Consider the following 14327-nt stretch of genomic DNA (forward strand, 5'->3'; position numbering starts at 1 on the left):
TAACCAACGGGTAGCGGATTACTCCGGATAGTCCTCCGGCCAAGCCAGATGGGTGTTGCGGCGACGGCCCCGCAGCTGGACCTGTTCGCCGAGTTCCCAGTGCGCCTGTTCGTCGTCGTCCGCGAAATACAGGGCACTCGTCGACGCGAGCACGCGGCTGGGGTGCAGCTTGGCGAGTTCGGTGAGCCGCGACGCCTCGTTGACGGGGTCTCCGATCACCGTGTATTCGAAGCGTTCGGCGGCGCCGATGTTGCCGGCGACGGCGAGGCCCGCGGAGACGCCGATGCCGACGTCGAGGCCGGTGATCTCGTTCAACGCGAACCGCAGCTCCCGGGCCGCGGCCAGCGCCGCCGTCGGTGCGTCGGGGCGGTCGAGTGGGGCGCCGAAGATCGCGAGCGCCGCGTCACCCATGAACTTGTTGACGAAGCCGTGGTGCCGGTCGATCACGTCGACGACGACGCGGAAGAACTCGTTGAGCAGGTTCACGACCTCGCCGGGGGGACGCTCCGCGGCGGCGCCGGTGGACCCGACCATGTCGACGAACAGCACTGCGACGAACCTCGTCTCGCCGCCGAGTTCGGTGCCGAACTGCAGCGCCCGCCGTGCCACGTCTTCACCGACGTGCTGGCCGAACAGTTCACGCAGCAGCCGCCGCTCGTCCGACTCGCGCATCATGCGGTTGAACCCGACCTGCAGTCGCCCGACCTCGCTGCCGTCGAACACTTCGACCCGGACGTCGGTGGCGCCGCGCTGGACGCGTTCGATGGCCCGTCGCAGCTGCTTGATCGGGTCGGAGATCTGGCTGGCCGTCAGCATCGACAGCGCGAACGCCTGCGCGATCGCGATGATCGACAGCAGCATGATCGCCCACGCGAGCGCGTCGGGGGAGAACACGAGGTCGGTGGTTATCTGCGTCACGCACAGCAGGATGATGCCGATGACGGGCATCAGCGTTCCGAGGCCCCACGTCATCGCCATCCGGGTGCCGACGCCGGGGGCCATGGTCCGGTCGAACTCGCCCTCGCTGAGCGCGCGGGCGGCCACCGGTCGCAGGATGCGTTCGCCGAGCATGTACGTGAAGCCGAACGTGGTGGTCGCGGCCATGCAGACGGTGACGATCACCGCGACCGCCAGTTCCGGCATCTCGGTGATGGTGAGCAGCACGAAGATGATGCCGCCGAGGATCCACAACACCAGGTGCACGATCGCCTGCCGCAGCGGCGCGTGCAGCGCCGACATCTGCTCGCTGCGCGTCGGCGGACCGCCCCGCAACTGCCAGCGGACGACCGACCGCAGCATCATCGCGGCGGCCGTGAGACTCACCACGGCGGCGAACGCGAGATAGCCGCCGAAGATCGCGACGTTGCGCACCCGGTCGGCCATGATGGCTGCCGATTCGGGGATCGGCACCCCGTACCGCACGAAGGCGAACACGAGGATGGCGCCGATGAAATTGGCGAGGAGCATCGAAATCATATAGAGCGGCCATCTGCTGCGGACCGTCGCCGCGATCGCTCTATAGGATTTCCGCACGCCGTTCAATTTAGCGGGGGGTGTACCGGGTGGCGTAGGACACGTCCCCTAAACGGCGCATATGCGTGCCCTGCGCACGTGTTTCCCGCGCGAAGCACCCGGCGCCGCCCGAACCTCGATACGCTCCGCAGGTGAACGCGAACGAGCAACGCTCGGACACTGCCGCGGTAACACAGGGCGGGGGTCACCCCTCGGCGTCGGTGCACCCGGTGGTGCGGGTGGCGGCCGAGTGGACGTGGCGGCTACTGGTCATCTTCGCCGGCCTGCTGACCCTCGGATACATCGTGACCAGGCTCGACACCGTCCTGATCCCGGTGGGTCTGGCGCTCCTGGCGTCGGCGCTGCTGGTGCCCCTCGTCGACTGGCTGCAGGGCAAGGGGGTGCCGCGGTCGGCCGCCGTCCTCGTCGTCCTCATCGGTTCGATCGGCATCGTCGCCGGGATCATGACGTTCGTCGTCGAGCAGTTCATCGAAGGTCTCCCCGGCCTCACCGAACAATTCGAGGCGAGCATCACACAGATCCAGGGGTGGCTCACGGACGGCCCGTTCCACTTCAGCGAGGATCAGATCCGGCAGGCCGGCGATTCGGTGGTCAAGTCGATCCAGGAGAACCGGCAACAGCTGACGAGTGGCGCACTGACCACCGCCACGGTCGTCGGCGAGATCTTCACCGGCGCCCTGCTGACGCTGTTCACTCTCATCTTCTTCCTCTACGGCGGCTCCCAGATCTGGGAGTTCGTCACCCGCCTCGTCCCGTCCGCGTCCCGGCGGCGGGTCCGGCTGGCGGGGAGCGAGGGGTTCGGCTCGCTGATCGGGTACGTCCGGGCCACCGTGGCGGTGGCCGCCGCGGACGCCATCGGGATCGGGGCGGGACTCGCGATCCTCGGGGTTCCGCTCGCCCTGCCGCTGGCGTCGCTCGTGTTCATCGGCGCGTTCATCCCGATCGTCGGTGCGTTCCTCACCGGGTTCCTCGCGGTGCTCGTGGCCCTGGTCACCAAAGGATTCCTCACCGCGCTGATCGTGCTCGGCATCATCATCGGGGTGATGCAACTCGAGGCCCACGTGCTGCAACCGCTGCTGCTCGGCCGCGCGGTCCGGTTGCACCCGCTCGCGGTGGTGCTGGCCATCACCACCGGCATCGTCCTCGCCGGGATCGTCGGCGGTCTGCTGGCGGTGCCGATCGTCGCGCTGCTGAACACGGCGGTGCGGTCACTGCTGTCCGCGGATCCCGAAGCCACCTACGACGCACTCGAGATCGACGACCCGTCGGTCCCGCTCTATCCGGCCGAGGCCGACACACCGCCTCACCACGACGACCTGCACTTGGAGAACCCGGCGCAGACCCATGACCGACGAGAGTGAACACCGCACCCGCCTGCACTACCGGCCGAGAGCCGCGACCGAACTCGACACCCAGCCGGATGCCCCGCTGTGGCGTGCGGCGCAGGCGTTCCGGCTCGTCACGCTCGTGTACGCGATCAGCTACCAGATCGTGTCGGTGCAGTACTACACCCATCAGCGGCTGAGCTGGTTCTTCGTCGCCCTGATGGCGGTGTGGTCGGGACTGTCGGCGGTCCTGCTGTCCCACGGAAAGGTGCCGCGCTACCAGGTCGTGATCGCCGACCAGGTGATCGCCATCGCGCTGATGGCGTCGACGCGCCTCGTCTCCGATCACGATTGGTACAGCCACCATCAGACGCTGCCGACGACGCTGTGGGTCACCAACGCGGTGATCTCCGCCGCCGTCTTCGGCGGGCCGTGGCTCGGCATGGCGTCCGGGGTGCTCATGGCGGCCGTGAGCGCGGTGGTGCGCGATCAGGTCAACCTCGACCTGTGGAAGGACGCGACGGCACCAGTCCTGGTGTCGGTGGGGTTGGCGCTCGGGCTTGCCACCACCACCGCGAGGCGCGCGCAGGCCCAGCTCGAGCAGGCGGTGCGGTTGGCCGCCGCCACCGAGGAACGGGAACGACTCGCCCGCGAGGTGCATGACGGCGTCCTGCAGGTGCTCGCGCTCGTCCGTCGCAGGGGCAACGAGATCGGCGGGCCCGCAGCCGAACTCGCGGAGCTCGCCGGCGAGCAGGAGGTGGCGCTGCGCATGCTGATCTCCGAGCAGGGCGCGGGTGTCGCGTCGGATCTGGGTGGGAGCGCGATCGACGTGCGACTGCTGCTGGGCACGCGGGCGAGCACCACGGTGTCCGTGTCGACTCCGGCGGATCCGGTGACGATCGAGCGCGGACGGGCGACCGAACTCGTCGCGATCGTCGACACGGCACTGTCCAACGTCACGTTGCACGCGGGGTCCGGCGCCAGGGCATACGTCTTGCTGGAGGATCTGGGCGCCGAGGTGATCGTCAGCGTCCGCGACGACGGCAGCGGCATCGCCCCGGGACGGCTGGCCGAAGCGGAGGCCGAGGGTCGCATGGGAGTATCGAAATCCATTCTGGGCCGCGTCGGTGCGCTCGGCGGCACCGCCGCACTCGACACCGAACCCGGCCAGGGCACCGAATGGGAGATCCGCGTGCCGAAGGGAGACGAAACGCATGAGTGACACGGAGACCGGCGAACAGATCACCGTGATGGTCGTCGACGACCACCCGATGTGGCGGGACGCCGTGGCCCGCGACCTCGACGGCGCCGGGTTCACCGTGGTCGCCACGGCGGACGGCGTCGCGGCCGCGGGATGCCGGGCGGCGGCGACCCGTCCCGCTGTCGTCCTCATGGACATGCAACTGCCGGACGGCAACGGCGCCGCGGCCACCGCCGCCGTCCTGGACGTGTCGCCGGACAGCCGGGTGCTGGTGCTGTCCGCCTCGTCGGAGCGTGACGACGTCCTCGACGCCGTCAAGGCAGGCGCGTCCGGGTACCTCGTGAAGAGCGCGTCCGTGGAGGAACTGCTGGACGCGGTGCGGGCCACCGCGGCCGGGCAGGCGGTGTTCACGCCGGGGCTCGCGGGACTCGTGCTGGGGGAGTACCGCCGAATGTCGAGTGCGCCCGCCGACGAGCAGGGCCCCGCGGTCCCCAAACTGACGGAGCGGGAGACCGAGGTGCTGCGGTTCGTCGCGAAAGGGCTCAGCGCCAAGCAGATCGCGAACAAGCTGTCGCTGAGTCACCGCACCGTGGAGAACCACGTCCAGGCCACGCTACGCAAGCTGCAGTTGGCCAACCGCGTCGAGCTGACCAGGTACGCCATCGAGCAGGGCCTCGAGTAGCCGTGAGTACTTGTTAACGTCCGGCGGTTAACAAATACTCACGGGCGCTAGCCTGGTCGGTATGGAGGCACGGGACCTACGCGTATCGGATGCGGAACGGGAACACGTCGGCGAACTGCTGCAGCGGGCGGTGGGCCAGGGGATGCTCTCGCTCGGGGAGTTCACCGAGCGGATGGACACGGCACTCGCCGCGAAGACGCGGGCGGAGCTGAACGTCGTCCTGGTGGATCTGCCGGGAATCCAGTTGATCTCCGAGTTCACGCCGCCGCCGTACCCCGACCAGCCGTACGTGTCCCGCCCGGCGCCGCCGGTTCCGCCGACCGTGCACCGGTCACCTCCACCGCCCCCGGGCGACGTCGTCCGCGGCCGGATGTCGTCGGTCAGCCGCACCGGCTCGTGGAACGTTCCCCCCGCCCTCGAGGTGAACACCCGGCTGTCGACGGTGACGCTCGACTTCACGCGGGCCGTCATGGCCACGCAGGTGGTGCACGTGACGATCGACGACTACGCGAGCACGATCTCGCTGGTCGTGCCGGAAGAGGCGACGGTCGACCTCAACGGCGTCGAAACGGTCGGTGGTTCCGCGACCAACAAGGTGCGGACCGGCCCTCCCATCGGCCCGCTGCACCTCGTCGTCCGGGGCAAGGTCAGGTTCGGGAACGTGACCGCCAAACACCCTTTCGGTACGTCGATCCGCCGCATGTTCGGGTAGCTCGACGCAGGTCTCTCGAGTAGGCCTACTCATGTGTGGGCGCCGTCGCCGCAGGACGATTGATCCATGTCCACACCTGGTATTCCTTCGGTCGACCCCCGGCTCGTCGCGCAGCTGTCCGGCGACTTCTCGGCGCTCGGTCAGCAGATGCGTCACGTGGGTGAGAACCTCGCCGTCCTGCAGGCGCAACTCGCGAGCGTCCCGCGGCCCCAGCCCCAGCCCCAACCCCAGCCCGTGCCGCAGCCCCAGCCGGTGCCGCAGCCGATGTACCGGCCACCGGTGCCGCAGACTGCCCCGGCACCTCCGCCGCCCGCACCGGCCGCCCCGTACCGGCCCGCACCACCACCCGTGCCGCGGCCCCGGGTGGTTCGCGAACCCTGGTGGCAGCGCGACGGGATGATCAGCCGCGTCCTCGCCGTCGCGGGTGTCGCCGTCACCCTGATCGGTGTGGTGATGCTGCTCGTGCTGGCGGCGCAGGCCGGGTTCTTCGGCCCGGAACTGCGGGTGGTGGCGGGCGGGCTGTTCTCGGTCGGTCTCGTCGTCGCCGGTGCCCGCGTCTTCGGACGTCCCGGCGGCCGGGTCGGCGGGATCGCGCTCGCGGCAACGGGTATCGCCGGCGCCTACCTGGACGTCGTGGCCGTGGCGGTCGTCTATCACTGGCTGCTGCCGGTGCTCGCGATGGTCGTGGCGCTCGGGATCGCGGGAGCCGGTGTCGCACTGGCGGTCAGGTGGGATTCGCAACCCCTCGCCCTGCTCGTGGTGACCGGTGCCGCCGTGCTCGCGCCCGTGCTCACCGACGGCATCACGCTCACCCTGATCGGGTTCCTGTTCGTGATCCAGGTCGCGAGCTTCCCGGCGCAACTCGGTCGCGACTGGCTGTACCTGGCGATCGCGAGGACGTGCCCGGTGGTGATCGCACTGGTGATCGCGATCGTGAATACCGGACTCTACGACCGGCCGGAACGGTTCTGGCTGCTGGCCTCCGCCGCACTGGTTGCCCTCGTCGGGCTCGTGTCGTCGATCATCCTGCTGCGCAGCAACTCTCGCGACGTCACCGCGACCGCGATGATCGTCACGACGGCCGTCCCGACGCTGGTGATCGGTCACCTCTTCGACCGGCTCGGGTCCACGCTGATCGCGCTGGCACTGGCCGCCGCGATGTTCGCCGCGTTCGCCGTGGCCCGGTCGTTGCCGAACCATGCCCGGATCGCGCTCGCCGGCGTGGGTACCCTCGCGCTGCTCGAAGCCTGCCTTCTCGGGTCGAGCGAAGACCTCGCACCGCTCGTCMTGCTCGGGGTGGCGGCACTGTTCCTCACCGTCGGCGGGCAGGCGGAGTCACGGATCGCATACGCCGTCGGTGCCGTCTTCACCGTCGTGGGCGGGCTTGCCTTCGCGATCGCCGCGCCGCCGTTCGTCCTCGTCGACGAGTACCGCGCGCTCGACGCGCTCGGGGTGACCACGGTGCTGTCGTCGCTGGTGCTCGCGGGAACGGTCTTCCTGTTCGTCTGGTACGCGCACCCACTGAAGCTGCTGAGCACCGCCGACGCCCAGCCGTGGTGGGTGCTCGCCGGCCTGGTGATCCTGTACGCCGTCACCACCGCGACGGTGTCCGCGGGGACGGCGCTCACCGGGACGTCCGCAGGCTTCATCGCCGGACACTGCGCCGCGACCATCGCGTGGATGGCGGCGGCGACGGCCGCCCTGGTGTTCGGACTGGCCCGCCGCGACTACGCCCACACCGCGCTCGGCGTCGGACTGGGGCTGACCGCCGCGGCGCTGGCCAAACTGTTCCTGTTCGACCTGGCCACCCTCGACGGGCTGTTCCGCGTCCTCGCGTTCCTGGTGGTGGGCCTGCTGCTGCTCCTCGCCGGCACCCGCTACGCGCGTGAATTCGCGGAGCGGGAGGCCGGGCGGGGAACGCCGAACGGCTCCGTCAGCGCCGGTTCTGCCGAGCGATGAGTTCGCTGACGCTGACGGCGTTGCCGTCGTCCGCGCGGTGCCTGCCGCTCGAGGCGTCGTCCGGATCGACGGGCGGCTCCTCGGCGCGGCGGCGCGAACCGTTGGCCGGGGCACCGTTGGCCGGGCTCCCGTTGGCAGGCGCGCCGTTGGTGCGCCTGCCGCCGTTCACCGGTTCCGCAGGCTCGGCGGCGCGACGCCGGGACGGGATCGGCGGCACCGGGCGGGCAGGAGACGACTGGGGGGTCTCCTGCTCGTACGGTGYCGGCACCGAGCGCGGCGACCGCGTGGGCAGTGACGGCGACGCCGCGCTCGGTCGCGGTTCGGCAGGCGAGGAGATCGGCCGCGGTTCGGCGGCCGACGTCGACCGGAGGTCGGCGAGCCAGCTCTCGATGGGACGCGACTCGGTGGCCGGACCCGGGGCGGGGGCCGCCGCCGGGCGGGGCCGGGGAGCGGGACGCGACTGCGGTGCGGGGCGCGGCGCCGGCGCGGGACGGGACTGCGTGGGGGCCGGACGCGGCGCAGCAGGCTGCGGCAGCGCGGTGGTCTGCGGTTCCGCGGGCGGCTCCTCGATCTCCACCGGCGGCCGGGCCGGGCGGCCGGTCGCCGACCGCCGGGCCTCGTCCTGTGCCCTGCGCGCCTTCGCGTCGTCCTCGGACATCTTCGCGGCCAGCGCCCGCGCAGTCACCAGCGGGATCGGCTCGGTGAGCGGTTCCGGTTTCCGGGGTGCGGGCGGCGCCGCGAGCTTGCGCTGCGGCGGAACGGCACCGATCGGAGTGAGCTCCGGGACGTCGGTGGGCATCAGCTCGTTGTCGAGGATGGGCTCACCGAGGCCCGTCTTCTCCTGGATCCGCTTCATCCACGCCGGCGCCCACCAGCAGTCGTCGCCGAGCAGCTTCATCGTGGCGGGGACGAGGAACATGCGGATGAGGGTCGCGTCGATGATGAGCGCGGCGATCATGCCGTAGGAGATGTATTTCATCATCACGAGTTCGGAGAACCCGAACGCGCCGGTGACGACGATGAGGATGAGCGCGGCCGCCGTGATGATGCGGCCCGTGTGCGCGGTGCCGATGCGGATCGACTCCGTCGTACTGGCCCCCTGCGCCCGCGCCTCCACCATGCGGGAGAGCAGGAACACCTCGTAGTCGGTGGACAGGCCGTAGACGATCGCGATGATCAGCACCAGCACCGGCGACATGATCGGTCCGGGGGTGAAGTTCAGCCACTCCGAACCGTGACCGTCGATGAAGATCCACGTCAGGATGCCCAGGGTGGACCCGAGGCCCAGCGCGCTCATCAACGCCGCCTTGATCGGCAGCACCAGCGAGCCGAACGTCAGGAACATCAGCAACGTCGTCAGGAAGAGGACGGAGATCACCATCGTGGGCAGGTGGTCGAGCAGCGCGGAGATACTGTCCTGCTCGATCGCCGGGGTGCCGCCCACCAGCACTTGCACGCCGTCCGGACTGTCCATGGCACGCAGATAGTCGATGGTCGGCTTGGACTCGTTGCGGTCGACGAGACCCGCCTTGAGGACAACCACCCCGTCCTTGGCCGCGCCCTCCGGGGTGAACCGCTCGATCAGACCCGGCGCGCCACTGGCTTCCTTGATGATCTGGCCGAGCGCCTTGTTGTCGGCGTCGGACACCACGAGCTTGACCGGTTCGGTGCGCAGGTTCGGGAAGATCTCGTCGAACTGTTCCTGCGCGGCGCGGGTCGTGCTGTCCGGGGGCAGGTAGGTCTCGTTGATGCCACCGAACTTGATGCCCGTCAGCGGCACGATCAGCAGGAGCAGGCCGACGACGATCGGAATGGTGACCTTGAGCGGGTTGCGCATCACCCAGCGGGTGAGCCGGCCCCAGATGCTCGCCTCGATCTCTTCGGTGTTCTTGGTCTGACGGAAACGGTCGAGGCTGAGGGCGTCGACGCGCTTGCCGAGGATGCYGAGGATCGCGGGCAGGATCGTGATCGACGTCAGGGCGGCGAGGCCGACGGTCGCGATGGCGCCGTAGGCGACGGATTTCAGGAAGCCCTGCGGGAACAGCAGCAGACCGCCGAGGCTGGCGACGATCATCGTCGCCGAGAAGACCACCGTGCGGCCCGAGGTCATCACCGTTCTGCGGACGGCGGCGCGGGTGTCGTATCCCTCCGCCATCTCTTCTCGGAACCGGCTGACGATGAACAACCCGTAGTCGATGGCCAGGCCCAGCCCCACGAGGGAGACCACGGGCGCGACGAACGAGTTGACCTCGGTGAAGTTGGTGATCAGACGGACGATGCCGTTGGCGCCGACCACGGTCAGGCCACCGATGATCAGCGGCAGCGCCGCCGCGATGACACCACCGAACACGAAGAACAGCAGCACACCCACGGCCGGGATCGCGAGCAGCTCCATCCGCCGGATGTCCGTGGCCATCGTGTCGTTGAGCGCACCCGACACGGGCTGGAGACCGGCGAGTTGCACGTCGACGCCGTCGATGTAGAACTCGTCCTTGACGTCGCGGAAATTGGCCGTGACCTCGGTGTCGTTGTCGCCGACGATCGCGACGCTCTCGATCGCGTGCTGCTTGTCGGCGTCCGCGGCGGACGCCAGCTGCGGTGCGGTGCCGACCTTGAAATAGCCGCCGTTGATCTTGAGGATCTTGTCCGGGTGTTCCGCGGCCAGACGCTCGAGGTTCGCGACGACCTTCGCCTGGAACTCGGGGTCCTCGATCGTCTTGCCCTCGGGCGCCGTATAGAGCGCGACGACGTCACTGTTGGTGTCGCGGCCGAAGGTGCCGTCAGCCAGCTTGGCCGCGGCGACCGACTCCGAGCCCGGATCGTCCCAGCCGCTCTGGCTGAGATGCTTCTCGAGACCCAGGCCGTACGCGGCCGAACCGAGCAACAAGGCAACCATGATGCCGATGACGGTGAATCGGGCCCGGTAGACGACGCTTCCCCAGCTCGCGAACACAGATCAACTCCTACTCGGCAGCACTCTTCCGCCCGACGAGCAGGGCGGAAAGCGGTCGGAACGGCTGCAACCAGGCACCCTCGTCGGGCAGTGTGTCGAGGCTGACCCGAGGCAGTGGCTCCCGGAACACGCCGGGGATGTCCTCGAGATCGACGAAGTCCAGAAGGTCGGACGCGACCGCCCAGCTGGCGTGCTCGCGGAACCCGAGTATCTGGACCGGAATGCCGGTCGCGGCGATGTCCTCCAACGGTTCGCGAAATGCTTGACCGTCGGCGGAGGCGACCATGACACCGGCCAGCCCCTCGCCGTGACGAAGCGCGATGTGGTCCAGCATGTCGGAGTCGACGTCGCTGTCCTCATCGATCTTCGGCTTGGCGAACACCGCGAATCCCACATTACGCAAGGCTTCGACCCACGGTCTCACGACATCGGCGCTGCCAGCCGCGATGTTGGTGAAGACCGTTGCCTCGGGTTCGAGTGTGTCGGTGCCGGACGCGGACAGTTCCGCGGTCCGGGAGAGCAACCAGCGGCCGAGTGCGTCGAATCGTGGCCGGTAGGCGGCCGTGGGCCTGCCGCCGAGGATGGCGCCGAGACCCATGTCGAGGTTGGGTGCGTCCCAGACGAGAAGGACCCGCTTCTGGTGGCGCCCGTCACGTGCACCCACCGCGGGAGATCCTGACGACACTGCGGTGCCTGCCGGGGCGGTGCCGGCTGTGTCGGTGTACTGCTCGCTGACGCTCATGACCTGATCTTCCCCCAAATCAACTCGGTGATCGCACTGCCGACCTGGTGGGCCTTGTCTTCGAACTTCGTCACCGGACGCTCGTGCGTCATGGGTGATTCCCAGTCGAGGGAGGTCAGGAGGGGTTCCGCGTTGCCTGCCTCGGCGATGGCCTCGGCGTACTCGGCGTGATCTGTTGCGACATGCAACACACCGCCGGCTTTCAACCTGCTCGCGATCAGGGCGAAAGTGGGAGCCTGCAGCAGGCGCCGCTTGTGATGGCGGGCCTTCGGCCACGGATCCGGGAAGAAGACACGGACTCCGGTGAGCGATTCCGGTTCGATCATGTTCTCCAGGACATCCATGGCGTCGCCGCGCAGGACCCGGATGTTCGGGATCTCGTCCCGTTCGATCTGTTGAATCAACTGTGCGAGCCCGGGCCGGTAGACCTCGACGGCCACGAGGTTCACGTGCGGTTCGGCCTTCGCCATCGCCGCGGTGGCGGTACCCGTGCCCGAGCCGATCTCGAGGATCAGGGGCGCGTCCCTGCCGAACCACGACGGCGCGTCCAGGCGATTGTCCGAGACGTCGGCGCCGATCACGGGCCACTGCCGGTCCCACGACTCCTGCTGGGCGGCGGTCAGGGCGCCCCTGCGCGAGCGGAAACTTGTCACCCTCGGGTGGAGACGGGACCCCTTCGAGTCCTTCGTCTGCCCCTCCTCGGGGACGGCGGGTGCATCCTGATCAGCGTGGTTCACCGGACCATTGTCACGCATGAGGGGCGTTTCTGGCATACGGGTCTGAAGTTCACCTTGAGACTTTTTCGGTAATCCGGTGCCCAGCCTGCACGGTTGCCCACGCCGATTCGGGGCGAGTCTGACAGAATCGGCGCGGGACGAAGGGGGGTGACTGCGTCATGGGCACTGCAGATGCCGGGGGCGGAATACTGACGGATCTCGCCGCAGAAGTAGCGGCACTGGACGAGGCCGGCGGCGACCGGGTGCGCGCCGCCGTCGCGGCGTTTCGGGCGCCTGTCCGGGTTCAGACCGCCGGTCGGGCGGGTGTGGGCAGGTCGACCGTGGCCGCCGCGCTGACCGCCGGTGGCATCGACGGCGCGGTCGTGGAGGAATCGGACGCCGTCGACGTGCCGGGCGCTCCCGACCCGGTGCTGGACGGCGACGTCGTGGTCTACGTCCTCGTCGAAGCGGTGCGCGACGCCGACCGGGACGCCGTGCGGAACCTGGACCCGGCGCAGGCCCTGTTCGTCCTCAACAAGGCGGACACGGTGGGCGCGTCGCGAGTGCCCGCCGACGCCTGGGCGACGGCGACCGCGCGGGCTGCCGAATGCTCGGACGAGGGCGGCCTCCCGGCTCTGCCGTTGATCGGCACGCTCGCGACCGCGGGGACGTCCTCGGAGTCCGGGATCGGTGCGGTGTCGGCCGCGGTCGCCGACCGGGTCGCACGAGTCCGGGCGCACCGCGGTGAGATCCTGCTGAACACGCTGCGGTCGCAGGCCGCGCGCAGCCTCGCGTCCCGCGACGTGCTGGAGCGGTACCTCGCCGGCGACCACGCGGTTGCTCTCGGCGCCGCCGCGGCCCGGCTCCACCTCGCCGACTGCATCGCGGACGAGCCGGAACCGCCGCGCACCGCCGCGGACGCCGGCCGGTGCGCGGACTGGTGGCGGGCGCAACTCGCCCGCCAGCCGACGGCCCGCAGGCGCCGGGCGGTCGTCGACATCCGGCGCCACTACGTTCGCGTCGGACGGCAGCTGAGCGGCAGCCCCGGAACGTGACGACACCGCAGTTGTCCGATCTGCCCGCCGAGACCGTCGACGTGGTGGCGCGATGGAACCCGGACGCCGTCGCCCGGCTGAAGTCCGGGGGACCCGCGCAGCGAGGTGTCCTCGTGGCGGGGCCGCGGCGCGCAGGCAAGACCACTCTCGTGCGCCGGCTCCGCGCGCTCGACGCGCCCGCGCTCGCATTCGTGGAGGATCCGCTCGACGCCGGGGTGGTTCTGATGGTGCTCGACGCGTCGGCACCACTCGGACGGGAAGAGCTGTCCGTTCTCGACGTCGTCGCGCGACCGGCGTGCCCCGTGGTCTTCGCGCTCACCAAGACCGATCTCCACCGGGACTGGGCGGGCGTGCGCGAACGCAACCGGACCCTGCTCGCCCGGCACGCGGCGCGTTTCGCCGACGCGGAGATCCACCCGGTCGCGGCCGGCGGATCCGGGGTGGAGGCGGTGCTCGCGGCACTCCAGAGGGCCGCCCGGGACGAGGCCCGCGACTCGCGCCCCGCCGCCGAGGCGGTGCTCGAGCAGACCCGGCGGATGATCGCGGCCACCGCCCGGTCCGTGCGGGAGACCGAGCCCGGCGCGGAACTGCGCGCCGAGCGGGTTCGCRCGCTGACGCTGCGCGACGGCGGACGCACGGAACGGGTCGCCCAGCTCCGCGGTCAAGTCCAGCTCGCGAAGGTCGAGTTGCTGCACGAGGTGGCATCCCAGGTCCGCGCGGCCGGAACGTCGGCGCGTTCCGAGATCGACCGCGCAGGCCGCGGGACCCTTGCGGACTATCCCGGCCGGCTGGCCGAGATCGTGCGAGAGAGAAGCGGTGCGGTCGACACCGCGGTGACCGGGCGCCTCGACGACCTGCGGTCGCGTGTCGGCGTCGCCGTCTCCGATCCCGAGGCCGCCGCTCCGCTGGCGGAACCGGTGGTGCCGGAAGGGCCCGAACCGCGGCACCGCGGACTGGAAGACCGGATGACGATCCTGATCGGTGCGTCCGCCGGGCTCGGTCTGGGCAGGCTGGTGGTCTCGCCGCTGTCGATGGTGCCCGCCCTCGACATCGCGACCATCCCGCTCACCCTCGCGCTGGGCGCGGTCGCGGCGTGGTGGCTGACGCGGTCGCGCGCGCACGTCGCCGAGCGTGCCCACGTGCGGCAGTGGGCGACCGAGGCGCTGGTGCACGTGCGGTCGCAGTGGGAGCAGTTCGTCCTCGCCCGGTTGCTGGCGGCGGAGACCCGGGTGAGTGAGGCGGTCATCGCCGAGAGCAGGGTCGCCGCCCGGGAGGTGGACGAGCGGGTCGCCCGGATCGACGGTGAACTCCGCCGACTGGCCGCGCGACGCAGCGGGCAGTTGTCGTCGTGCGAACGCGACCTCGCGGCGGTCGACCGGGGACTGCAGGAGGTCCGCAGGCCGGCCGGGGAACCGAATCGGCGCGGCGAACGTCTGAATACATAGGTGC

11 protein-coding genes are annotated in these 14327 nt (G+C 70.0%); 7 read left to right on the forward strand and 4 right to left on the reverse strand.

From position 1 onward, the window contains the following. Positions 1-18: 18 nt before the first annotated feature. On the reverse strand, positions 19-1476 hold the full coding sequence (locus AC1DWT_RS02795; protein WP_072947540.1) for an adenylate/guanylate cyclase domain-containing protein: 1458 nt from the start codon (positions 1474-1476) through the stop codon (positions 19-21). 188 nt (positions 1477-1664) lie between these two features. Between AC1DWT_RS02795 and AC1DWT_RS02800 the strand changes: the two genes are divergently transcribed. The 5 genes from AC1DWT_RS02800 (at position 1665) to AC1DWT_RS02820 (ending at position 7412) form a co-directional block, all read left to right on the forward strand. After that, positions 1665-2894 carry an AI-2E family transporter gene (locus tag AC1DWT_RS02800; RefSeq protein WP_477919622.1) on the forward strand — a complete coding sequence of 410 codons (1230 nt, stop codon included), beginning with the start codon at positions 1665-1667 and terminating at the stop codon, positions 2892-2894. After that, positions 2878-4080, forward strand: a complete 1203-nt coding sequence (gene macS / locus AC1DWT_RS02805) for a MacS family sensor histidine kinase (protein WP_072947538.1) — start codon at positions 2878-2880, stop codon at positions 4078-4080. The genes AC1DWT_RS02800 and macS overlap by 17 nt, the downstream gene beginning before the upstream one ends. Beyond that, positions 4073-4741: a response regulator gene (locus AC1DWT_RS02810; RefSeq protein WP_477919625.1), complete on the forward strand. Its 669-nt coding sequence runs from the start codon at positions 4073-4075 to the stop codon at positions 4739-4741. The genes macS and AC1DWT_RS02810 overlap by 8 nt, the downstream gene beginning before the upstream one ends. Before the next feature lie 61 nt (positions 4742-4802). Then, complete coding sequence (locus AC1DWT_RS02815; RefSeq protein WP_477919626.1) at positions 4803-5453, forward strand: DUF1707 SHOCT-like domain-containing protein; 651 nt, start codon at positions 4803-4805, stop codon at positions 5451-5453. Positions 5454-5519: 66 nt separating this feature from the next. Next, positions 5520-7412 (forward strand): DUF2339 domain-containing protein, encoded by a 1893-nt coding sequence (locus AC1DWT_RS02820; RefSeq protein WP_477919628.1) that lies wholly within the window; start codon positions 5520-5522, stop codon positions 7410-7412. On the opposite strand, the gene AC1DWT_RS02825 is transcribed toward AC1DWT_RS02820, so the two are convergent. From AC1DWT_RS02825 to trmB, 3 genes are read right to left on the reverse strand one after another with little or no spacing between them, the layout of a single operon-like run. Further along, positions 7387-10365: an MMPL family transporter gene (locus AC1DWT_RS02825; protein WP_477919630.1), complete on the reverse strand. Its 2979-nt coding sequence runs from the start codon at positions 10363-10365 to the stop codon at positions 7387-7389. The genes AC1DWT_RS02820 and AC1DWT_RS02825 overlap by 26 nt on opposite strands. 10 nt (positions 10366-10375) lie before the next feature. Continuing rightward, on the reverse strand, positions 10376-11107 hold the full coding sequence (locus tag AC1DWT_RS02830; protein ID WP_072947533.1) for an NYN domain-containing protein: 732 nt from the start codon (positions 11105-11107) through the stop codon (positions 10376-10378). Then, on the reverse strand, positions 11104-11880 hold the full coding sequence (gene trmB, locus AC1DWT_RS02835) for a tRNA (guanosine(46)-N7)-methyltransferase TrmB (RefSeq protein ID WP_174705561.1): 777 nt from the start codon (positions 11878-11880) through the stop codon (positions 11104-11106). Before trmB ends, AC1DWT_RS02830 begins: the two co-directional genes overlap by 4 nt. Positions 11881-12002: 122 nt before the next feature. Between trmB and AC1DWT_RS02840 the strand changes: the two genes are divergently transcribed. Both AC1DWT_RS02840 and AC1DWT_RS02845 read left to right on the forward strand, forming a co-directional pair. After that, positions 12003-12878 (forward strand): hypothetical protein, encoded by an 876-nt coding sequence (locus AC1DWT_RS02840; protein WP_095863462.1) that lies wholly within the window; start codon positions 12003-12005, stop codon positions 12876-12878. Next, positions 12875-14323, forward strand: a complete 1449-nt coding sequence (locus AC1DWT_RS02845; RefSeq protein ID WP_477919632.1) for a hypothetical protein — start codon at positions 12875-12877, stop codon at positions 14321-14323. Before AC1DWT_RS02840 ends, AC1DWT_RS02845 begins: the two co-directional genes overlap by 4 nt. The last annotated feature ends 4 nt before the right edge of the window (positions 14324-14327 follow it).

The organism is Rhodococcus sp. P4_B6 (assembly GCF_056402215.1).